Here is a 22,577-nt window from a genome sequence, read left to right as displayed (position 1 = left end):
TTGCATCCACACAGGGGCACACAGCTCCGACAACCCCACCAGGTTGCCGGAGCTTTTCGCATTTCCGGGGGGTGAACGTGACCCCCGACTTCGACGCCCTCATCGACCGCGACACCGCCGCCCACGCCGCACGCGTCTCCCCCAGCTCGATCACCTCCTGGGTGTCCCGCGGCTGGCGCGACCCCGACACCGGCGACCGGCACAAACTTGAACGCCGCGGCACCGACCCGTGGGGCCGGCACCTCTACAGGTACGGCGACGTCATGGCCGCCGAGCGCGCCACCCGGCGACGCGGACGAACGAGGGCCGCCGCGTGACCGACGACCCCGACGAGATCCCCTTCTCCCTCGCCTGGCTCGCCGAACACATCGGCCGCAACCCCGAGATCGCGATCTGTCCGCGAGGCCACCTCAAAGTCCGCGGCAACACCTGCTGGAAGCCCGTGAAATTCCGGGACCAAGCCCTGTACTGCCGCATCGCCGAACCACACTGACCCAGAACGGGGTGACATGCCGCCCCGCATCCCCGACGACGTACGCGCCGCGATCCTTGACGACATCCGTTCCGGGGTGCTCGGTAACCGAAAGATCGCCACGAAACACGGCGTCTCCTCCGGCACCGTCACCAACATCGCCCGCCAAGCCGGTGTGAGCGACGCATTTGAGCGGACACATACGAAAAAAGCTACTGAGGCGGCGGCGCTCGACAACAAGGCCCTGCGAGTGAAGACCGCGCGGCGGTTCCTCAATAAAGCCAACGAACTCCTCGATCAGATGGACCAACCGCACCTGGTATTCAACTTCGGCGGCAAGGACAACACCTACGAGGAACACCTTCTTCAACGCCCGCCCACTGGCGACCTGAAGAACCTACTCGTCTCCGCGGCCACCGCGATCGACAAGCACCTGGTGCTCGAGCGCCACGATGTCAGCGACCCCGCCACGGCTGGCTCTCTACTCAGCGCTCTCCTCGCCGGGCTCCAGGAGAAACACGGCACCGGTGACGCCTGAGGCCGCACTGTCGACCAAGCAAGCGATGTCGATCGCGCATGCAAACGCGCGCATCAACATCTGGACAGGTGCCGTGCGATCGGGCAAGACGATCGCATCGCTGCTGCGCTGGCTCATCTACGTGTCCAACGCGCCCCGAGGCGGACAGTTGATGGTCGGCGCCAAGACTCTCGACACTTGTGCCCGGAACGTGTTCGGCCCGCTCATGGATCCCGCCATCACCGGCGACTGGGCCAAGCGGATCCACTACACACGTGGTGCCCCCACCGCCAACATCCTCGGCCGCACCGTCGAAGTGATCACCGCGAATGACGCCCGTGCCGAAGAACGCCTCCGCGGCATGACCTGCGCCGGCGCATACATCGACGAAGCCACCCTCGTACCTGAGGCGTACTGGAACCAACTCCTTGCCCGCCTGTCGGTGCCCGGCGCGAAGCTGTTCGCCACCACCAACCCCGACAACCCCGCACACTGGCTTCGGAAGAAGTTCATGCTCCGCGTCGGGGAACTGGACCTACGCTGGTGGCAGTTCCAGCTCGAGGACAACGAATCGCTTGACCCGGCATACGTCGCGTCCTTAAAAAAGGAATACGTCGGGCTCTGGTACAAGCGGTTCATCGACGGGGCATGGGTGGTAGCCGAGGGCGCCGTCTACGACATGTGGGACCCGGAACGGCACGTCATCGACCTGATCCCGCCGATCTGGCGGTGGATCTGCACCTCGATCGACTACGGGACATCCAACCCATTTCACGGCCTACTGCTCGGCATCGACGCCTCGCAGACGGTGTACGTGGCGTCCGAGTGGCGCCACGCCGCCCGGGAGACCCGGCGGTCGATGACCGATGCCGAGTACTCCACGGCCTTACTGAACTGGCAACGCGGATACAAGCGCATCCCAGCGGATCTGCCCGGCGTAGTTCCTGAGTCGACGGTCGTAGACCCGTCAGCCGCGTCGTTCATTCAGCAGCTGTACCGCGACGGCGTCACGCCGACCCCCGCGGACAACGGTGTCGCCGACGGCATCCGGACGGTGGCCGGTCTTCTCGGCCACGACAAGCTGAAGGTGCACCGCTCCTGCAAGCACCTGATTGATGAGTTCCCCGGCTACTCGTGGGACGAGAAGAAGGCCCGGAAGGGCGAGGACGCCCCGATCAAGGTCGATGACCACGGGCTCGACGCGGTCCGCTACGGAGTGAAAACCACCGAGGGCACCTGGCGACGGCCGAACGGCATCCAGTACCCGCACCGCCCGGCCGTTGCGGGCGAGGTCGACCTGATGAGCGCAGCTATGTGACCGAGGCGGTGGCATCATGACCGCCCCCACAAAAGTGTCCGGCTATGTCGACCCGTACCGGCTCGGCAACGACACTTTCGCCGGCATCTACCTCGACGTCCTCGAACACGTGCCGGATCTGACGTTCCCCATGTCGATTCCGGTGTTCGCGAAGATGCGCCGCGACCCGAAACTCAGCTCGATCATCTCGGGTTGGGTGCTGAACCTGACCCGCGCCCAGTGGCAGCTCGACCCGGAAGGGTGCCGGCCTGCGGTCGTCAAACACGTGGCCGACGGCATGGGCCTGGCGATCAAGGGCAAGGACAAGCCTGGCGCGGCCCGGCTGCGCGGTGTGTCGTGGGGCGATCACCTACGTGCGGTGACCCGCATGGTGTCGTTCGGGTTCTCCGCGTTCGAGTTGGAAGCCGAGATCGTCGGCGGTAAGGCACGGCTGGCCGGATTGTGGGATCGCCCGCAGTGGACCATCAGCCACATCCACACCGACGGCAAGACCGGGCTACTGACCGGCGCCACCCAGGATCAGGCGTCGGACCTGAAGAATCCGCAGATGCGGGCGAAGAACCTGGTTTGGTACGCCCGCGACCGCGAAGGCTCGAACTGGGCGGGCACGTCCCTTCTGCGTCCCTCCTACGCCTCCTGGCTGATCAAGGAGGAGGTGCGGCGGGCCTACGCCGTCGCCAACGTCCGCTGGTCCGCCGGCGTACCCGTCCTCGAGCCGATCCCCGGCACGAACCCGACCCAAGCGCAGATGGCCGAAGCCGCCCAGGTGGCTCAGGCGGCCCGTGCCGGAATCTCCGCGGGTGCGGCGACCCCGCCCGGGTTCGTCATGAAGATCCTTGGGATCAGTGGCGGGCTACCGCAGTCGCAGGAGTTCCTGCGCTGGCTCGATCAGCAGTGTGCTGCGTCCGCGCTGATGAATGCGTTTGAACTCGGTGAAACCCCGAACGGGAGCCGCGCACTCGGCACCGCGTTTATGGACGCCCTGCACCTGGCCCTCGAGTCCGAGGCTGAGCTGATCGCGGACGTCGCCACTCGTCAGATTGCTGCCCGGATCGTTGACTGGAACTACGGCGAGGACGAGCCGGTCCCCCGCGTGGTCGTGTCCGGTGTCGGGTCCCGGCGTGAGGTGACCGCCGAGTCGCTGCAACTGCTCCTGTCGTCCGGCGCCATGTCCGCCGACCCCGGCCTCGAGGCGTGGGTACGCCGCGAATACCGGCTCCCCGAGCGGGAACAGCCGGCGCAGCCGGTCGTGGCCCCGGGCGTAGACCTGCCCACGCCGCAGACACCGGGCCAGACGCCGGGTGAGGTTCCGGACTTGAACGCTGTTCCGGTCCCTGCCACCGCGCCGGGCGTCCCTGATGAACCGGACGCCATCGACATCCCGCCCGACGTCGCCGCACGGCAGGCCGACCTGGACTGGGGCCTGTTCGGCGGGAAAACCGACGGCGGCCAGGAGCCCGCCGGCGAGCCCGTCACCGTCCAGGCGGCGAAGGCCGATACCGCGGCCGAGAACCTGCAACAGCAGTGGGAAGACGCCAAGGCCGGACTCCTCAAACGGTGGCCCGCCATCGCCGGGCCGATGGTCGACGAACTCACCGAACAAGCCCGTGACGCCGCCGAACACGGCGATGTGAGCCTGCTCGGCCAACTGGCCGTGTCGGCGGGGGTGATCGCCGCGCAGGCCACGGTCCTCGACACCGCGGGCAGCAAACTCGCCAGGACCGCCGCCGCCGACGTGGTCGCCGAGGCCGCCGGGCACGGCCTGAACCTGGACGGGAACGTCACCGCGGACACGGTCCGGGACACGGCAACCGCAGTCGCGCACATCATCGCCGCCGGGTATGCGTCCGGTGCCGGACGGGCCGCGCTGCAACTGGCCGGGAGCCCGCCGGGTGAGATCGCCGACGCGGTCGGTGAACACCTCAACGGGCTGTCGGCCACCGAGAAGGGCATGGTCGCCGACCATCTCGGTGCGCTGCTGTCGGCCGCCCAGCACGCCGGGCGCCTGTCAGTCCTTGAGCAGGCCCCGCAGGGCACCCGCTTCCAAGCGAACGAGATCAACGACCGCAGCAGGTGTGAGGCCTGCGCCGACGTGTCCGGCCGGGTGTACACCACCCTGCGGGCCGCGATCGGCGACTACCCGCACAACGGATTCCGGTCATGCGCTGGCCGCGGACGGTGCCGAGGGTTCATCGCCCCCATGTGGTGACAGGACGGGGTGGTGATCGTGGCCGTCAAGAAGTGGATCCCGTCGCTGCACCCGCGGGACAAGAACGGCCGGTTCACCCGGTCCCGGTCCGCGCCCGCCAGCCGGGCCGAGATCGGCCTGGCCGAACAGATCACCTCCGGGCTGCGGCCGAAGAAGGGCATCGTCGGGACCAAGGCACCCGCCTACCTCGAGCCGATCGCCCCCGCCGCCCACCGCCAGGCCGTCGCCTCGTATGTCGCGGGCGGGTACGTCGACACCCACAAGGCGCTGCGTGCGGGCAAAACCGGCGACCCGTCGGTCACGGCCATGGACGCCGCGATGGTGGATCTGCCCGACGACGTGATGCTGTCCCGGCGGGTGCCGGTCGCCGCGTTCGGTCCGGCCGGTCCGGACGGCCTGGTCGGCATGCGGGTTCGTGACGCCGCCTACGCGCCCACCTCCGTCGGTACGGTCCGCGCCACCAAAGGCGACGTGCGGATGCGTATTTCTGCCCCGGCCGGTACGCGCGCCGCGGTGAACCCGGAGACCGGCGAAGTGATCCTCGGCCGGGACTTGGACATGGTCGTCACCAAAGTCGAGGCGAACAGTGCGGGCGGCTACGACATGCACGTAGCCGTGCTGTCGAAGAAGGGCGCGGAGGCAGGCAAGGGCGACGAGAAGGCGCTGGACGGCCCGTCCGCTGACGCACCGGCCGAGCAGGCTCCGCCCACGGCGCGGCCTTCCGCGCCGGCGAAGACGGCTCCCCCGCCCGCGGAGAAGGCGCCCGCAGCGGACGACGCCAGTAGCGAGCAGCCGGAAGGCGCCGATCAGGTCCGTGCGGATCTGATGAAGAACCGGGTGCCCGAGTTGCAGGCCATGATGCGTGAGCGTGGGCTCAGGCCGGGCAGGCTGCGTAAGTCCCAGCTCGTGGATGCGCTGGTCGCCGACGAGATGGGTACCGAAGGCAACAACGACCGGGAAGCGGGCACCCCTCAGGCACCAGGCCTGGACCGCGGTGCGGATTCCCAGGGATCCGGCGCCGCCAAGGCCGACCCGGTGTCGAAGCCGTCCGGCGTCGCTGACGAGAACCGTAGGGACGTCTCTGTCCCTGGCCCGGCTGGTGGGGCCGAGCCCGCCACGCCCGCCGACCAGATCATGGACGCCATCCACGATGCCCTGACCGCCGACGGCCGCAAGCCCGGCGACCTGGTCCTGTTGGCGAAGGTCCGCGACCAGCTGCCCGGCATGTCCCGCGAAGACGCCGACGCCGAGCTGCGCCGCCTCGACCGGGCACGCCGGATCCGCCTCGAGCCGGACCCCGCCCGCGGCGAGTTGTCGCAGGCCGAACTCGACGCGGCGATCGTCATCGGCCCTGAGCCCAAGCACCTGATCTCCACCAACGAACCGGACCGGCGCGGCAACGGCGGGGACACCTCCGGTCCAGCGGCCGAACCAGCCGCTGAACCGGCCGCCGTGCAGAATAGCGAAAACCCGGAGAACCAGCTCCCCGCGGCGCCGCCCTCCTCCGCCCTCGCACCCGAGACCCCGACAACCGCAAACGTGCCCGACGCGCCGACGGCCCAGCCGGGTGGCCCGCTGCCGCGGGTCATGAGCACCCAGCCGCTGTCGGACAACAAATGGGGCGCCGACCCCGACAGCCCGGTCGCGTTCCACGCCGACGGCGAGATCGGCCAGGCCGTCGGCATGCTCGGCGCCGACCGGATGCTCGACGTCGACGGCCTCCCGCTGGCCGAACACCTTGGCCGGATGGCAACCGACACCGTCATGGGACGTCTGCCCGCCCAGGCCCAGCTCGACCAGCTCAAGATGCTCGCCGGCCGGCTGCCAGACGGGCCCGGTAAGCGGGCCGTGCAACTGGCGGTCATCGGTCTCGACGCGCCCGACGGCCCGGCACCGGAGGTCCCGGACTCGACCCCGGACGCCCTGCGCAAGCTGATGGACCAGCTGTGGGCGATCCCCCTGGTCCGCCGTGACGGCATGGAGACCGACGCCCTGTCGCAGGCTCTGGCCAAATGGGACAAGGGCGGGATGTCCGGCCGTCGTCTGGCCGATCAGGTCAGGCAGAAGGCCCACAACCGGCGGCACGAGTCCCGCGAAGGCAAACTGGAGATCGACACGGCGGTCGCCCGTGCGGTCGCGGACCTCGAGGCCCAGTACGCGGACCCGGACCGGCGCGACGACCTCAAACCGGACGTCATCCGCGACAAGCGCCAGCAGGGCCTGTCCGCCGGGGAGGGGGCCGCCCCGCAGACGGCGCCACAGACCCCGTCCGGGCCTGCGCCCAGCGAGACGACGGCGGGTACCGGTCTGCCCACCCCGGCGCAACCGGCCGTCCCGGCGCCGGCTTCCGCCGAGATCGACCGGGCCGCAGTCTCCGCAGCCATCCCGAAAGGCCCGCACCGGCCCGGCAACGATCTGACCGACACCCAGCGCGCAGGCCTCGAGGGCTACCAGGACTCCCGCAACGGCACCGACTTCAAACGGATCAACGGCGCGCTGCGGACCGGCGGCCCCGGCAACGCCCAGACCCAGAAGGCGATCGCCGGGATCGACGACGCGATGACCGGCTCGGAATTGAACGCTGACATCACCGTCCTGCGCGGGATCCGGCAGTCCCGGGCCATGTTCGGCGACCGCCTCGACGGCGACCTGACCGGCATGCGCTGGCGCGAGGACGGCTTCCTGTCGACGTCCACCGACACCGGCGCGATCGCCCCGTTCTCCCGCGGCGAAGACCCCGTCCAGATGCGGGTGGCCGTCCCTGCCGGCACCAAGGCGATCGACCTCTACGACCCACGTGATCCGTCCGAGGCCGAGATCCTCATCGACCGCGGCCACGAGATCGAGGTCGTAACCGACCGCGGTGTGGTCGACGGGATCCGCCAGATCGACGTCCGCGTGTTGCCGAAGGCCGGCGCTGGACAGCAGGCGGGCAAACAGGAAGCCGCGCCCGCCCCTGCCCGGGCTGGTGGAAACGGTACCGCGGTACCCGCCGGGCAGGAAACTCCCGCTGCCGGCCCAGCGCCGGGTGGCGTTGTGTCCGGTGGGATGACAGCCTCTGGTTGGGATGCCGCAGCGAAGAAGGCTGCACAAGGTCAGGGCGGCCTTGATTCTGTTCCCGTCAGGTTCGGGTCCGGGATCCCCATTTCTGTGCCTTCCGGCTGGTCGGAATCCCAGAGCGCTGTAATCGGGGATGCACTGGCCACATACCAGGGCGAGGCGTTCTCCGAGATCAACTCCTACCTGCGTGGTACCGCTGATGGCGGTCCTGAGATCACCGATGTGGTGAAGAAGATCGACGATGCGATGGCTGCCTCGCCGCTACCGAAAGACGTACTGGTCTACCGGACGATCAAAGACCCGGGGAAAATCTTCGGTGACGCCTGGGGGCCCGACGTCACCGGGATGGAGTGGGAGGATTCGGCTTTCGCCTCCACCACCGCCGACGTCCGAGTCGCCAGCCAGTTCGCCCAAGTCGCCCAGATGGAAGAACCCGACATGCCGCCGGTCATGATGAGGATCTTGCTGCCCAAGGGCTCTCCCGGCGTCCAGGTATCCCCGATGGGGCGTCCCGACGAGGTATGGCTTGATTTCCAGCACGAAGCCGAAATCCTGACCGCCCGCGGCCAGCGTCGTCGCGTGGTAGCCGACCGCGGAGTCGACGAAAACGGTATCCGGGTCCTAGACATCGAGGTGATCGCATGAAAGCGAAACCGGCTTCCCTTGCCCAGAGGTGGGCAACCGACGAGGTGCCGGCCACTGTCACCGCTGTTCCACCTGCCAGCTCACTCGTAGACCGGATGGACGGCGGCTACCAGCCGCCGGTCCTCGCCGAACCGGCGGCTGGCCCGGTCCCTGGCAGCACCGGCGGAGAGCAGAGATGAACCGGCAGCAGATGCTCGCCGCCGCAGCGGCCCCGGCCTCCGTGGACGATCTCCTCTCCGCCCAACTGCAAGACCTGATCGGGCAGTACCGTCCCGCATCCCCTACCCGCAAGAGCGTCACTACGGACCAGTAACACACCCGGCACCGCCGACCCCGAAAGGAGGCGGCAGTGCCCACCGGCCTTGCGCGCCGCACCGGCATCGAACTCATCCGCACCGGCACCTGGGGCGCTTCCACCGGCGCCTGGTCCCCCACCCCCGCCGACCTGGCCGCCGCCGTCGAAGCCCAACAATGCGCGGCCGTCCGCCGGCCGCGGCTCAAGCTGGGGCACACCGACGAGCGGTTCAACAACGGCGGCGACGGCGAACCCGCCCTGGGCTGGTTCGAAGACCTGCGGCTGTCCGACGACGGGCATGCCCTCATCGGCGACCAGGTGGCCCTGCCCTGGCTGTCGCAGGTGCAGGCCGCCGCCTACCCCGACCGCAGCATCGAGGGCGCCTACCGGTACCGGTGCGGGCTCGGCCACGAACACCCGTTCGCCCTGACTGCGGTCGCGTTGCTCGGTGTCACCCCGCCCGCCGTCGCCACCCTCAAATCCGTGCAGGACCTTCCCGGCCTGCTCGGTGTTGCCGCCACCGCCGGCACACCCGACTGCGGCGAGCGGGTGCACGCCGTCGTGTACGCCTCCGCGCCGACACCCTTACCGGCCGCCGAGCCGGACCCCAACACAACCCTGGAGGACAAGATGTCCCTGAGCGACGAGATGCGCTCGCGGCTCGGCCTCGACGCTGACGCCGACGAGACGGCCGCGCTCGCGGCGATCGACGCGCTGAAGGCCAAGGCCGACCAGCCTATTCCGGAACCCGCGCCGACACCGGAAATGGTCGCCGCGAGTGCCGCGGCCACCGAGAAGGCGGAGAAGGCCGAAGCGGAGAAGGACGAGCTCCGCAAGGAGGTGACCGTTCTCGCCTCTCAGGTCGAGACGATGTCCGCGCGGATCGCCGCGCAGGACGCCGACACCGCGAAGACCGTCAAAGCATCCGTTCTCGACACCGCGCAGCGTGAGGGCAAGTTCAAGCCACACGAGCGTGAGCAGTGGGAGACGGACTACGACGAGGCGCCGGGCGTCACCACCCGCACCCTCGGCCGGATCGCCGTCGGCTACGCCGTGCCGGTCATGGCGTCCGGTGTCACCGGCGCCCCCGAGCCGTCCGGCGCGGACACCGCGTTCGAAGCCGACTACGAGCGCGTGTTCGGCGCGCAGAAGGCCGGTGCCTGATGCCCGACTACGCCCCGCTGTACATGCCCGGTGACGTCATCACCGTCACCACCTCCGGCGCCGTCGTCGGCGGCAAGACGCTCATGGTGTCCGGTAACGGCACCGTCGCGACCGCCACCGCAGGGTCGAAGGTCATCGGAGTGGCGGGCTGCGACATCGCATCCGGCGCGGAAGGCCCGATGCACGGCCGCGGCCAGGTCCACATCACCACCGCCGCCGGTGCGATCACCGCCGGGGACAACGTGTACGCCGCCGCGTCCGGGAACGTCGCCTCGCTCGCTGCCGCGTCGGGTGCGACCGCCGGGGACATCAACAATGCCCGCGCGGCCCTCGGCGTCGCCCTCACCACTGCCGCGGACACGGCGCTGGTGACGTGGATGGAGTGCTGACCGCTCCAGCCCCACACAACTGAATAGCCCCTCGGACCAGACCTCACCCCGGCGCCCTGCGTGCGGGGCTTTTTCATGCCCAGACGCAGGGCGAAAGGCAGGACCCGATGCCGCTTCAGGCATATCCGCCCGCTCCGGCGAGCCTGTCCGGTGATCTCCTCACGATCAACCGGATGCTTGCCAGCCCGACGGCCATCTCGCGCCGTCTGCGGGAGCTGACCGACATCCAGTTCGTCGCGGACCAGCTACTGCTGGCCAAGTACCGGTCGAGCGGCGGCGCGGTCGCGTACGAGATCAACGACCAGCCCCTCTTCACCAACCGCAGCATCACCGCCGTCGCGCCCGGCAGTGAGTACCCGCGGGCCCTGCCGCTGTCCGGCACGGCCGCGCTGGCGCAGGTGAAGAAGTGGGGCCAGGCCACCGAACTCACCGACGAGCGCATCAAGCGGTCGGTGCCGATGGGCAGCGCGATCGACTGGGCGCTACGGATCGTCATCAACACCCTCATCCAGAAGATCGACCGGCTGACCATCGCCGCGATCGTGTCGGCGGTCAACGCCACCCCGATCACCGCGACCGCCGCCTGGTCGAACCTGGCCACCGCCACGATCCTGCGCGACATCGAGCTGACCAAGGCGGCGATCGACGGCCAGGAGATGGGCTACAAGGCCGACACGATCCTGATGACGAACACCAAGTACGCGTACATGGTGTCCGACGACAAGGTCGCCCAGCTCCGCAAGCGGGAGACGACCGACAACCCGATCTACGGCGGGACGATCGAGACGATCGCCGACCTGAAGGTCATCAAGACGCCGGTGGCGAACATGCCCGGCGGCACCGACAGTGTGTGGGTCCTCGACTCCCACGCCCTCGGCGGCCTCGCCGACGAAACGGACCTCGACCCCGGCTACGCGTCCGCGGAGAACGGCATCCAGGTCCAGACCGACCGGATCAAGAACCGGGACGCGTGGAACGTGTGGGCGCGCCGGCTCACCGTCCCGGTCGTCACCGACCCCCTCGCTGCCCGGCAGATCTCGGGCACCTGACATGACATATCAGGTGGTGGGCGAATGCGCCCACGTCGAAGTGCAGGAACTGGGCGGTACCCGGTCGATGCAGATGCTGTACAAGGGCGCGCCGGTCCCCGCGGGCGTGTCGGCGGACCGGCTGAAGCATCTGCTGGACAACGGGCTGATCGCCGAGATGGGCGCCACGCCGATCGCACCGAATGCCGCAGTACAGCAGGATCCGGCGCGAGGGCTCGACGCGGTGACCGTGGACGTGCTGCGCGGCGGCAAACCGGAGGAGCCCCGCACCGATCCGGCTCTCGGCGCCGCCGACCGCATCCGGGAGACGGTGACGGATCAGGGCGCGATCGACAAGGCCACCGAACCGTCGAAGGCCGATCAGGAACTCGCCGAGAAGCGGGCCGCGGCGCGGGCGAAGCTGCCCGACGGCGGTGCGGAGCCGGACGGGCGCGCCGGTCAGGCCGTGTGGGTGGAGTACCTGGTGGGCCGCGGCCAGGACTACGACGCGGTCAAGGACGCCGACAAGGCCGACCTGATCAAGCTGGCAAAGCAGCAGTCCTGATCTTCCTGCGGGGCCGGGCTTGGACGGGCCCGGCCCCGCAGGACCCAACTTCCACTGCGTGTTGACCGTCTGGGAGGGCGGCACCGATGGCCATCCGAATCTCCACCGCCGCCCGTAACGCCCTTGCCGGGGCGGTCCGTGACCTCGTTGACGGCGGTCCCGCCGCGGGCAGGCTGCGCATCTACACCGGTACTCAGCCTGCCGGGCCGGGAACTACCGCGTCGGGCACCCTGCTGGCCGAGATCACCCTCAACGATCCCAGCTTCGGGGCCGCCTCCGCCGGTGTGATCACCGCGGCGCAGTCACCGGCCCTGTCCGGCACCGGTGTCGCCGCGGGCACCGCCGGGTGGTGGCGGCTCGTCGACTCCACCGAAGCGGGCACGACCGGCCTGGGCATGGTCGACGGGTCGGTCACCGCCACCGGCGGCGGCGGCGATCTTCAGCTGAACACCACCACCATCTCGATCGGCCTGACCGTCGCGGTGACCTCGCTGACCCTGACGATGCCCGCAGCCTGACCGGCACGGGGTGAGGGGGTGCGCGGATGCCCGCCACCTCCACCCTCGTCGACGACTTCGACGACGGGACCCTGTCGTCGAAGTGGCCGAATTCGTACGGCGGCATCACCGAAAGCGGCGGCCGGGTCCAGATTCCGTGCGGTACCGGCTACGCCGCCCTCCAGTCCGGGTACGTCCACACCCTCGACAGCGTGTACCTCCAGGTGTGGGCGCCCGCGGCGAACGGCGCGACTGAGTGCTACGTCGATGTGCTGCTCTACTCGCCGGGTCAGCCCGGCGGCACCGACGTCAGCATCCACATCGACACGGTCACCGGCAATATCCAGGCCAAGAGCAGGTCGGGTTACTACGATCCGGCACCGTCAACGGTCGCGTACAGCGCGACCTCCCACCGGTGGGTGCGGATCCGGGTCTCCGGCGGCAACACCCTGTTCGAGACGAGCCCGGACGCGTCGGCGTGGACGACGCTGCGGACGCTCACCACCCCGGCGTGGCTGGCCGCCGCGGCAGACCTCAGTCTGAACGTCGAGGCGCACCGCGACAGCGGCACGGCGAACGTCGCCGAGGCCGACAACGTCAACACGGTGCCGAGTGCCACCGGTACCGCCGCGGTGTCACTGCCCGCCGTGACCGGTGCAGGGACCGGTTCGGCGCAGGCTTCCGGCACCGCAACCCCGGCGCTGCCCGCCCTGACCGCGGCCGGATCCGGAACGGCACGCAGCACGGGCACGGCCACCCCGGTCCTTCCCGCGGTCACCGGCGCGGCGGCCGGAACGGTGCGGAACTCCGGAACAGCCGGGCCCACCCTGCCGGCACTCACCGCGGCCGGGACCGGCACGAGCCGGGCCACGGGAACCTCGGCTGCCGCACTGCCCACACTCACCGGCACGGCCACCGGTGCCGGGCGGGCGTCAGCAACAGGCACCCCCGCCCTGCCCCCGCTGGCCGGCCAAGCAGCGGGCAACGTAACCGGAACACCAGTGGCGCCGACCGTCACCGGCACACCGCAGGCGTTCGCGTTCACGACCTCAGGCACTGTGGTCACGTACACGGGCGGCGGCACCACCGGCCCCGGCGTGCTGGATGTCCTGGCCATCAACTCCGACAACACCGTGAGCGTGCCCGGCTGGGACCTGGTCGTCTCGTCCGTCGGTTTCCAGGGCGCCTACCTGTACACCCGTGCTGGCGGCACCGGCACCGCCACCATCGACTTGGGTGGCGGGGTCGCCTCCAACACGTCCGCCTTGTGGGTGCGGGTGGCGAACACCGCAGGCCTGGACGTGAGCGTCGCCGAACAGGCCCCGTTCCTCGCCGCGAGCGCCAGCCCCGCCCCGTCCACCGGTGCGCTGGTCGACGGCAACGACCTGGTGATCGCGTTCGCCGCCGTCCACAACTTCACTACCGCCCCGGCCGCACCCGCCTGGTCGTCCGGGTACACCGGGCTGACATCCGGGTCGTCCGGCAGCGGCACGACCGGCGCGTACGGTGCCGTCGCCGCGAAAACCCCGGCCGGGCCTGCCGCTGAAACGCCGTCGGTGTCGTGGACCGGGCCCGCCTACGACCGGTATCTGCTCGCCGCTGCCTTCCGCGGCGCCGCCACCGGCGGTGGGGCATCAGGGCAGATCGGCGCGTCGCTGCCCGCCCTCACCGGGGCCGGGGCCGGATCCGCAAGCACGTCCGGCGCCGCTGCGGCACTACTCCCGGCCCTCGCCGCCTCCGGGGCGGGTTCTGCGCGGGCCGCCGGAACAGCTGCCCCGGCACTACCCGCCGTCCAAGCCGCCGCCTCAGGCACGGCCACCACCGCGGGCGTCGGCACGACCGTCCTGCCCACCGTCACAGGTTCCGCCGCCGGAACCGTCACCGTCGCCGCCATCCTGTCGGCGGGGCTACCGCAGCTCACCGCCACGATCGCCGCAGCACTCACCACACCCGGGCAGGCCGCCGCCGTCCTACCCGCGCTCGCCGGCGCCGCGACAGGATCCGCGACCGCTACCGGTGCCCTCGCCGCGAGCCTGCCCGCCCTGACCGGGTTCGGCAACGACACCCCGATCCTGCCCCGCCGCCCGGGCGCCTTCACTACCGGTGCCGTCCGGCCCACGTACACGACCGGCAGCAGCCGCGGCCTCGGAACGGGGGTGTGATGTCGGATCTTGGTGTCGGTGACGCCGACCAGCCGTGGATCGTCGTCGCCCCGGCCGCGATCGACACCGTGGTCACGCTGACCGCCGTGTTCCCCGGCGCCCCAGCCGTGCCGGTGCCGGTCGCCGCGGGCCCACTCGTGCAGGTTCCCGGCTCCAGCCCGGCCGAGTACACGCAGCGCTGGCAGGCCGTCGACCCGATCGTCTACCCGCTGCCCGGCCGGACCGTCCTGCACTGGCAGACCACCGGCACCGGTGAGGGCACCGAAGACGTCGAGGTGTGGGTCACCGCACCCCCGGCAGCGGGAGGCCCAACCTGGTCGCCAGGCCTGTCCCGGGTCGCCGCCTATGTGCCGCGGCTGACCGTCGACCAGACCACACCCGGCAGCGCGATCGAATTGGGCACGTTCGATCAACGCACCAACCCGACCGGCGACGTCGCCCAGCGCCACATCAACGATGCGGTCGCCGAAGTCCAAGCCCTCGCCGGAACGGTCCCCGACAGCCTGCACCCCCTCGCGTCGGCGATCGCCGCCCGCCGGGCCGCGGCGATGATCCTGCGCGCGTACGGCGACGACCGCACCGGTCAAGACAGCCTCGCCACCGCCGCCGCCCTCGAGGCGCGCGCGGACAAAGACCTCGACCGGCTCCAAGCCGCGATCCGTGACCTCGAGGACGGCGACGCCGACGGATCCTTCGAGGTTCTCCCGATTTATTCGTTCCCCGCCGCGGTGCCGTGGGGCGACCGCTACCTCTACTAACCCGAAGGAGAATCCGTGGCTGACTACGCCGCCGACGCCCCCAGCAGCGCGGGCGTCGCCATCGTCCAGCGCAACGGAACCGCGTCCGCCGACACGGTTCCTGCCGGATGCACCCTGCTGGTGTTCAACTCCGGCGCCGGAGTTCACAACGTGGACCTGGCGATCGGCTACCTCTTCGACGGCCTGCCGGTGGGCAGCGCGGCAACGCCAGGTAAGCGCCGCTATGCGATCGCGGCGAGCACATACCAGCTGGTGCGGGTGCCGGCTAACTACGGAGATGCCAACGGCAGGGTCGGTCTGACCATCGACGGAACCGCCACCGAGATCAAATACTGGGTGATTGGGGCCTGATCATGCGACCGAACGCCGAATACACCGCCGTCACCGCCATCCAGGGCCCGAACGGGGTCCGCGCCTACAACCCCGGCGACGACGTCACCGCCGACGCCGTGCAGAACCTCGGCCTCGTCGTAGGCCGCGAGGTCCTGCCCGCCAACGTCAACGTCATCCCCCGGCCAGCAGGTAACGCCCGCCGCCACGAGTGGGAGGCGTACTGGCTCGGTCAGGGCCTCGACCAGGCGGAGATCGACGACATGACCCGCGACCAGATGGCCGACCGCCAGCCGGTCTTCGACGTGGACCCGACCGTAGTCGAGGGTGTACAGGTCGTCGACGAGCCGCTGCCCGACGCGGTCGCCGAACAGGCAGCGGAGCAGGCCAACACGCCGGAGCCGCCGACCCAGGACGCGAAGAAGCCGGAATGGGTGAAGTACGCGATCGCCCGCGGCATGAATGAGCAGACTGCGAAGGACTCGACCGTCGCCCAGCTCCAGGACTTCGACTACGACAACCTCTGATGGCCCGCATCCGCTGGAACCGGCGCGAAGAGGACCGGCTGCTGCGGTCGGCGCGCGGCCCGGTCGGGGAGGACCTCGCGGCCCGGGCTGCCCGGGTCGAGGCCGAACAGGAACGCCTCGCACCGGTGTCGGCGGACGGCTCCCACGGCCGGGAGCCCGGGTACATGCGCGACAGCATCACCGTCCGAAACGGCCGTGACGCCGAAGGGATCTACGCCGACGTCGGGCCGACCGCGGAAACCCCCGATGGGCATCCCTACCCGGTGGACGTCGAGTTCGGTACGGCACCGCACGTCATCCGGCCGAAGGGCGACTACCCGCTGCGCGCCGCCGACGGGCGCGTCTTCGGCCGAGAAGTCCAGCACCCCGGCACCGAAGCTCAACCGTTCATCCGCCCCAGCATCGAGGCCGCCCGGGACAGGTAGGTGATCCCGTTGCCGGTGTTCGCCGACGCCGAACAAGTCGCCCGGGACTGGACGAACTCCCTCACCTCCACCCTCGTCGGGCCGGGCAACCCGCTCGCCAAAGGCGCGATTCGAGGACAGCTACGGGGCGACAACCAGCCGTGGGCGGAAATCCAGCTCGTCGGCGGCTCGGCCGCGTTGTCGGCGGAGAACCCCGACATGAGGGCACTGCTGTCGTGGCTCGTCTACGCCCGCACCCGTGAAGCCGCATCACTCGCCGCGACGGCGGTCGCCAACGAACTCGAAGCCCTCGACGGCCGGGCCGGCGCGGGGGCGGTGCTGGTGGCGGACAACGTGACGGCCCCGTTCTGGTCGCCGGACGGCCCGGTCCCCCGCTACGTGGTGTCAGCGGATCTGTTCCTGCGCGCGACCTGACCGCGCCCCTTTCTCGCACTTCTCCTCACCGCCTGGCGTGACGCCACGGCGGTCTTCGTCATGCCTCGCTTCAGGGCGCAGCGCCCCGGAAAGGATCTTCATGCCCAGTATGGTCGCGCCGAAGAACGCCCTGTCGTTCGGCGCCGGATGGCTGCTGTACGCCAACCTCGGCACCAGCCTCCCCTCGTACACGGTGGCCGGGTCGGTGTTCACCGACGCATGGCCGGTCGGCTGGAACCTCCTCGGCGTGACGAGGGAGGGCCACGACTTCTCCGTGGAACTCGACTCGGAGGAGGTGGAGGCCGCCGAATACCTGGAAGCCATCGCCAACGTCACCACCGGCCGCACGGTCGGCATGGAATTCGAGATGATGCAGATCCACGCCACGAACATGCGCAGGGTCTTCAACGGCGGCACCCTCACCACCTCCGGCTCGGGGGCGACACTGAGGACCACGTACAAACTGCCGGCACTCGGGCAGGAAATCCGCTGCATGATCGGCTGGGAGTCCAGCGACTCCACCGAGCGGATCGTCGCGCAGCAGGCCTTCCAGGTCGGTTCGATCTCCATCAGCCGCCGTAAGGGCGCCGACAATGCGGGCCTGCCCGTCAACTTCAAGTTCGAGCCGGACGCGAACGGTGACCCCTATCTGTACGACACCGCCGGGACGATCCGTGGCTGATGTCCTCGACGTCCACGAACTCCAGGCCCGCGCCGAAGGTATCGAACTCGTCGACGACCTGCGCATCGAGTTCATGGGTGAACACTTCAAACTCCGCGACAAGATCGGCAAGATGGCGTTGCTGCGGTTCGCGGCGATGGCCGACTCCGGCGAGGAAACCGGCGGCATGAAAACCCTGGCCGCCATGTACAAGCTCCTCAGGGCGTGCATCGTCGAGGAGGACTGGGAACGGTTCGGCGACCACGCCGACGAGACCGCCGCCGACGAGGACGACCTGCTGGCCGTGGTGGGGCAGGCCATCGAGTTGGTGACCGCCCGCCCTACCCGGCGGCCCGCCGTCTCCTCGGCTGGGCCGCCCGCAACATCGGCGAACTCGAAGGGGTCCTCGACCTTGCGTCTGGTGCAGGGGTACGGGGAGAGCCTGGAGACGGCGGAACAGATGCGGGCCCGCTTGACGGCCTGACACCGCGCCGGCTGTGCAACCTGGTCTACACCTACCTGAAGCGGCAGCTGCTGGACGCCCTCGTCATGGCGGACGGCAAGGACCGGGCCCGGATCATGCGGCAGTTCGACGACGACCTGTACGCGCCGTTGCACGCTGACCGGCTCGACGATGCGTTGACCCGCGAATTCTCCCGCACCCTTCCCTCCTGAGAGAGCCGTCGAGGGGGTGCCGTGGGTACCCCGCTCGCTACCGCCTTCGTGCGCATCCGGCCGGACACGTCGTCGTTCCGGCAGGACACCGAACGGGCTCTCGACGGGGACCTCGACAAGGCCGGCAAGACCGCAGGCCGGACTCTGGGCAAGTCCCTCGCCGAGTCTCTGACGAAGGTCATGGCCGCGTCCGGCGCCGACATCGGTAAGGCCGTCGCCGACGAGTTCGCGAAGGGCTTCACCGACCGGGCGCGTGAGAAGACGAAGGACGCGCCGGTCGGCCCGGACAAGACCCGCACCCGCAAGTCCGGTGAGGAGTCCGGCGGGTCGTTCGCCGACGGTTTCAAAAAGCAGCTGACGCAGGCCGCCAAGGCCCTGCCGCCGATCACCGTCGGGGTGGCGAAAGACAAGGCCGAGCAGCAGCTGCGGGACCTGTCCGCCCAGCTGGGGGCGCTCGCGTCGAAGACGATCGGCGTGGACCTGGACGCCGGGCGGGCGGTCGCCGAGGTCCGCTACCTGGAGCAGCAGTTGCAGGCTCTCGCGGCGCAGTCGCCGAGCGTGCAGGTCAAGGCCGATGTTGCCGCTGCGGTGGCGAAGCTGGCCGCCCTGACCGCTCAGGTCGACAAGCTCGACGGCAGGGACGTCGACGTCGATGTGGACGTCGACACCGGCCGGGCGCAGCAGGGCGTCACCTCCCTTGCGGGCACGGTCGCCGGGCTGCTCGGGCAGGCGTTCTCCGGCGTGTCCGGGATCGCCGGCACGTTCTTCTCGACATTGGGCCAGTCCGCGGTGCAGGCGGGCGGGCAGATCAGCACGGCGATGGTGGGGGCCGCGGCGTCGGGTGCCGCGCTGACCGCGGCGACGGGCGGCCTGAATCTGGCCATCGGCGCGGTTGTCACGGCGTTGCTGGCCGGTGCTGCGGCGACAGTCGGTTTGGGTGTGGCGTTTCTGGCGCTGGCCCCGGTGGTCGCCACGGTCGGCGGCCTGCTGGGTGCCGCGTCCGGGGCACTGTTCGGGCTGGCGGCTGGCGCGCTCACTCTCAAGCTGGGGTTGGGCGGGGTCGGCGGCGCTTTCTCGGCGATGGTCGCGGCGCAGGACGAGGCGGCGAAGTCGTCGGCGTCGTTCGCCGGCGCTCAGAACGCGGTCGCGAACGCCAGTGATCAGGTGAAGTCGGCGCTCGCGGCGCAGGCCAACACCCGCGCCACCCTGGCGGAGGCGTCCCGTCGTGCCGCGCAGCAGATCGCCGACGCCGAACGGGCGGTCGGTCAGGCCCGGCAAGAAGCTGCCCGCCAAGCCAAAGCCGCGCAGGAACAGATCGTCGCCGCCGGGCAACGGGTCCGTGACGCCCAGCTGGCGTTGACGGATGCCGAGCGGGCGGCGTTGCAGGTTCGCCGCGATCTGACCGAGGCGCAGGAGGACGCGCGACGTAACCTCGAAGACCTCGCCAGCGCGGTCAAAAACAACGGCTTGGACCAGCGGCAGGCCCAACTGGATGTGGCCGAGGCGCAGAAGGCCCTGAACAAGGTCCTCGCGGATCCGAAGGCCACCGCCGAGCAGAAGGCCCAAGCGCAACTCACCTACGAACGGCAGGTCGCCCAACTCAACGACCTCGCCGTCCGCGGCAAACGCCTCGCGGCGGAACAGCAGGACGCCGTCAAGAAGGGCGTCGAGGGGTCCGACGAGGTCACGCGGGCACGGGAACGCATCGCGCAGGCCGACAAGGGTGTGGCGGATGCCCGCCGCGGTGTGGCAGCCGCTGAGGCGGAGGTCCGTAAGGCGCAGCAGGCCGCGGAGGATGCCCGGGTCGCCGGGGCGCAGAAAGTCGAGGCGGCTGAGCGTGCGCTGGATGAGGCGCGCCGTTCGAGGCAGAACCAGCAGCGTCAGGGTGCCTACCAGCTGGCGCAGGCGTCGCAGGCGGTGACGGCGGCGCAGCGGGCACTGGGGCAGGCGTCCACTCAGGCCGGGCTCGCCGGCGGGTCCGCGCTGGAGAAACTCAACCAGCAGATGGCGGAGCTGAGCCCGAACGCCCGCGACCTGGTGAAGACTCTGTTCGGTTTGCGGGAGCCGTTCGGGGAGCTGCGCAAATTCGTGCAGGACCGGCTCCTCGATGGCGTGTCCGGGCAGGTGCAGAAGCTTGCGGACACGTGGATTCCGCACCTGAAGGAGTCGTTGGGTGGGCTCGCGGACCGGCTGAACATCATCGGCGACGGCCTATTCAAGAAGTTCGGCGAGGCCGGATTCATCAAGAACGTGAAGGGCGCAGTCGACGGGTTCGGCGAGATGATGTCCCGGATCGGTGCCGGGTTGCCGGGCCTGTTCGACGGGCTGGCCCGGCTGGGCGACAGCGCGAAGCCTGTCCTTCAGGTCATCGGCGATCTGATCGGCGGGATCTTCACCAAGTTCGGCGCGTGGATGAAGAGCGCGGACGAGTCCGGCAAGCTCGACTCGTTCATGGCCGGGGCCGCGAAGACGCTGGATCAGATCTTCCGGATCGGCGGGCTGGTCTTCCGCATCTTCGGCGAGATCATCGCGATCCTGTTCCCGCAGTCGAAGGAAGCCTCCGGGTCGTTCCTCGGCGGCGTCGAAGGCGTCCTCACCCGGGTTTTGGGTTGGCTGCGCGACCCCGAGAACCAGAACAAGATCCGCCTGTGGGTGGCGATGGCCAGCGAATTCATCGGCAAGCTGGTCAATGTGTGGCTGCCCGCCATGGGCAAACTGATCACCGACGCGGAGAAGTGGGTCACCCTCATCCAGGGCTGGATCCTCACCGCGATCAGCTGGGCGAAGAAAATCGGCGGGTTCTTCGACGCCGCGGGCAAGGCCATCACCGGCGCCTGGAACCAACTCGTCCAGCAGGTGTTCAACCCGCTGAAGACCTTCGTCACGGTAACCATCCCGAACGGCTTCCAGCAGCTCAAGGAGAAGGCGTCCGCGCGCTGGACGGAGATCCGTAACAGCCTGTCGTCGGCGTGGACGTCGATCAAAACGAATGTGTTCACGCCGATGCGCACGTTTGTGATGGAGACGATCCCAAACGCGTTCGCCACCGCGAAGACGAAGGTGACCACGGCATTCGGGGCGATCCGTACCGGCCTGGGTGACGTGTGGACGGCCATCAAGAACAACGTGTTCACCCCGATCCAGACATTCGTCACGAAGACAATCCCGAACGCTTTCACCACCGGCGTCGGGGCGATCAAAACGGCGTGGTCGAAGTTGACCGACGTGGCGAAAGAGCCAGTCCGTTTTGTGGTCAACACCGTGTTGAACGGCGGACTGATCGGCGGCTACAACAAGATCGCGAAGTTCTTCGGGGTCAAGGAAGCCGCCAAGATTTCCCTGCCAAAGGGCTTCGCGAAGGGCGGTGTTCTGCCCGGCTACACCCCGGGCCGTGACGTCCACCGGTTCTACTCGCCGACCGGCGGCACCCTCGACTTGTCCGGCGGCGAGCCGGTCATGCGGCCCGAGTTTGGGCGTGCGGTTGGCACCGACTGGGTCAACACGATGAATCAGGCCGCCCGTACTGGCGGCGTCCCTGCCGTACGCCGGGCCATGTCTGGCCAGTTCAAGTCGGGCGGCATCATCGGCAGCGGTGACGGCCTGGGGGACCTGTGGAAGAAGATCAGAGGCAAGGCATCGGACGTCCTCACGGGGGCGAAGGGTCTGCTGGCTGACCCCGCCGGCGGTATCAAAACCCTCGTCGGGAACCTCACCAACCTGGTGCCCGGCAAGGACTTGCCGTGGGGCAAACTCGTCACCGCCGTCCCGGGCAAGCTCCTGGACGCCGCGGTCGACAAGGTGACCGGATTCGTAGCCGCGCCGGGATCATCGGGCACGTCCGGCCCCGGTAACGGGTCGTCGCCGTTCGGCGGCAGCGCGGGAATGATGCGGGCCTTGCGCGCGCAGTTCCCCGGGCTGCGGCTGATCTCCGGGTTCCGGCCGGGCGCCCGCACCCTGTCCGGCAACCCGTCGTATCACGGCACAGACCGGGCCGTGGATGTGCCGCCGGACAAGAGCGTGGCGAAGTACATCTACGACCACTACCGCAACATCACCAAGGAGCTGATCACCCCGTATCAGCAGTACAACCTGCACAACGGCAGGAAGCACACCTACACCGGGGCAGTGTGGAACCAGCACAATTTTTCGGGCGGCAACGCCCACGACCACTGGGCGGCCCGCCTCGGCGCGATCCTGCCGAAATTCGGCAAGGGCCAGTCACAGTTCCCCGTCATGGACACCGGCGGCTGGCTGCAACCCGGCTGGTCCCCGCCCATCTACAACGGGACCGGCCGCAACGAAACCGTCACCCCGGCGCCGACGATGGAACAGGTCATCGACCGCCTCGAAAAGCTCATCTCCGCCATCGGAGACGTGGCGCCCGGCGTGGCGGCGGCAATGCTGTCGGGCACCCGCCGCACGGTCCAGTCGGCCCGGTCGACACCGGTGATGGCGCGGGGGTGATG

General features: G+C 69.5%; 22 protein-coding genes. All 22 read left to right on the top strand.

What is annotated here, in order from left to right:
* The first annotated feature begins 77 nt into the window (after window positions 1–77).
* The 22 genes from WH85_RS07115 (at window position 78) to WH85_RS07020 (ending at window position 22,575) form a co-directional block, all read left to right on the top strand.
* Window positions 78–317 carry a hypothetical protein gene (locus WH85_RS07115; RefSeq protein ID WP_045740882.1) on the top strand — a complete coding sequence of 80 codons (240 nt, stop codon included), beginning with the start codon at window positions 78–80 and terminating at the stop codon, window positions 315–317.
* Entirely contained in the window at window positions 314–493 is a 180-nt protein-coding gene (locus WH85_RS07110; protein WP_045740881.1) for a hypothetical protein, read from the top strand. The genes WH85_RS07115 and WH85_RS07110 overlap by 4 nt, the downstream gene beginning before the upstream one ends.
* A 16-nt stretch (window positions 494–509) precedes the next feature.
* Window positions 510–1,010, top strand: coding sequence for a hypothetical protein (locus tag WH85_RS07105; protein ID WP_052720211.1), 501 nt, complete (start codon window positions 510–512; stop codon window positions 1,008–1,010).
* Complete coding sequence (locus tag WH85_RS07100; protein ID WP_342669774.1) at window positions 1,000–2,307, top strand: PBSX family phage terminase large subunit; 1,308 nt, start codon at window positions 1,000–1,002, stop codon at window positions 2,305–2,307. The genes WH85_RS07105 and WH85_RS07100 overlap by 11 nt, the downstream gene beginning before the upstream one ends.
* A gap of 16 nt (window positions 2,308–2,323) precedes the next feature.
* A complete protein-coding gene (locus WH85_RS07095; protein ID WP_157410854.1) occupies window positions 2,324–4,516 on the top strand; it encodes a phage portal protein family protein in 2,193 nt (730 codons plus the stop codon).
* An 18-nt stretch (window positions 4,517–4,534) separates the two neighbouring features.
* Complete coding sequence (locus WH85_RS07090; protein ID WP_157410853.1) at window positions 4,535–8,221, top strand: ADP-ribosyltransferase; 3,687 nt, start codon at window positions 4,535–4,537, stop codon at window positions 8,219–8,221.
* A 175-nt stretch (window positions 8,222–8,396) separates the two neighbouring features.
* The gene (locus tag WH85_RS50135) at window positions 8,397–8,534 is read left to right on the top strand and encodes a hypothetical protein (RefSeq protein ID WP_157410852.1); all 138 of its coding nucleotides are present in this window, start codon (window positions 8,397–8,399) and stop codon (window positions 8,532–8,534) included.
* Window positions 8,535–8,570: 36 nt separating this feature from the next.
* Window positions 8,571–9,680, top strand: a complete 1,110-nt coding sequence (locus WH85_RS46750; RefSeq protein WP_052720210.1) for a phage protease — start codon at window positions 8,571–8,573, stop codon at window positions 9,678–9,680.
* Entirely contained in the window at window positions 9,680–10,069 is a 390-nt protein-coding gene (locus WH85_RS07080) for a capsid cement protein (protein ID WP_045740877.1), read from the top strand. Before WH85_RS46750 ends, WH85_RS07080 begins: the two co-directional genes overlap by 1 nt.
* Before the next feature lie 107 nt (window positions 10,070–10,176).
* Window positions 10,177–11,118, top strand: a complete 942-nt coding sequence (locus WH85_RS07075) for a phage major capsid protein (RefSeq protein WP_045740876.1) — start codon at window positions 10,177–10,179, stop codon at window positions 11,116–11,118.
* A 1-nt stretch (window position 11,119) separates the two neighbouring features.
* Entirely contained in the window at window positions 11,120–11,662 is a 543-nt protein-coding gene (locus WH85_RS07070) for a hypothetical protein (RefSeq protein ID WP_045740875.1), read from the top strand.
* An 86-nt stretch (window positions 11,663–11,748) separates the two neighbouring features.
* On the top strand, window positions 11,749–12,180 hold the full coding sequence (locus tag WH85_RS07065; RefSeq protein ID WP_045740874.1) for a hypothetical protein: 432 nt from the start codon (window positions 11,749–11,751) through the stop codon (window positions 12,178–12,180).
* A gap of 26 nt (window positions 12,181–12,206) precedes the next feature.
* Window positions 12,207–14,321, top strand: coding sequence for a hypothetical protein (locus WH85_RS46745; protein ID WP_052720209.1), 2,115 nt, complete (start codon window positions 12,207–12,209; stop codon window positions 14,319–14,321).
* Window positions 14,321–15,079, top strand: a complete 759-nt coding sequence (locus tag WH85_RS07055; RefSeq protein WP_045740873.1) for a hypothetical protein — start codon at window positions 14,321–14,323, stop codon at window positions 15,077–15,079. The genes WH85_RS46745 and WH85_RS07055 overlap by 1 nt, the downstream gene beginning before the upstream one ends.
* A gap of 15 nt (window positions 15,080–15,094) precedes the next feature.
* On the top strand, window positions 15,095–15,430 hold the full coding sequence (locus tag WH85_RS07050; RefSeq protein WP_045740872.1) for a hypothetical protein: 336 nt from the start codon (window positions 15,095–15,097) through the stop codon (window positions 15,428–15,430).
* Between the two features lie 2 nt (window positions 15,431–15,432).
* Window positions 15,433–15,936 carry a hypothetical protein gene (locus WH85_RS07045; protein ID WP_045740871.1) on the top strand — a complete coding sequence of 168 codons (504 nt, stop codon included), beginning with the start codon at window positions 15,433–15,435 and terminating at the stop codon, window positions 15,934–15,936.
* The gene (locus WH85_RS07040; protein WP_045740870.1) at window positions 15,936–16,361 is read left to right on the top strand and encodes an HK97 gp10 family phage protein; all 426 of its coding nucleotides are present in this window, start codon (window positions 15,936–15,938) and stop codon (window positions 16,359–16,361) included. Before WH85_RS07045 ends, WH85_RS07040 begins: the two co-directional genes overlap by 1 nt.
* On the top strand, window positions 16,362–16,775 hold the full coding sequence (locus WH85_RS07035) for a hypothetical protein (protein ID WP_045740869.1): 414 nt from the start codon (window positions 16,362–16,364) through the stop codon (window positions 16,773–16,775).
* A 100-nt stretch (window positions 16,776–16,875) separates the two neighbouring features.
* Window positions 16,876–17,457, top strand: coding sequence for a phage tail tube protein (locus WH85_RS07030; RefSeq protein WP_157410851.1), 582 nt, complete (start codon window positions 16,876–16,878; stop codon window positions 17,455–17,457).
* Window positions 17,450–17,920: a hypothetical protein gene (locus WH85_RS07025; protein WP_045740867.1), complete on the top strand. Its 471-nt coding sequence runs from the start codon at window positions 17,450–17,452 to the stop codon at window positions 17,918–17,920. Before WH85_RS07030 ends, WH85_RS07025 begins: the two co-directional genes overlap by 8 nt.
* A 65-nt stretch (window positions 17,921–17,985) precedes the next feature.
* A complete protein-coding gene (locus WH85_RS53670; RefSeq protein WP_281179043.1) occupies window positions 17,986–18,111 on the top strand; it encodes a hypothetical protein in 126 nt (41 codons plus the stop codon).
* Between the two features lie 474 nt (window positions 18,112–18,585).
* Complete coding sequence (locus tag WH85_RS07020) at window positions 18,586–22,575, top strand: coiled-coil domain-containing protein (protein ID WP_157410850.1); 3,990 nt, start codon at window positions 18,586–18,588, stop codon at window positions 22,573–22,575.
* Window positions 22,576–22,577 lie beyond the last annotated feature (2 nt).

The organism is Actinoplanes rectilineatus (assembly GCF_000962825.1).
GTDB lineage: Bacteria > Actinomycetota > Actinomycetes > Mycobacteriales > Micromonosporaceae > Actinoplanes > Actinoplanes rectilineatus.
This window is presented reverse-complemented; position numbering and strand designations above follow the sequence as displayed.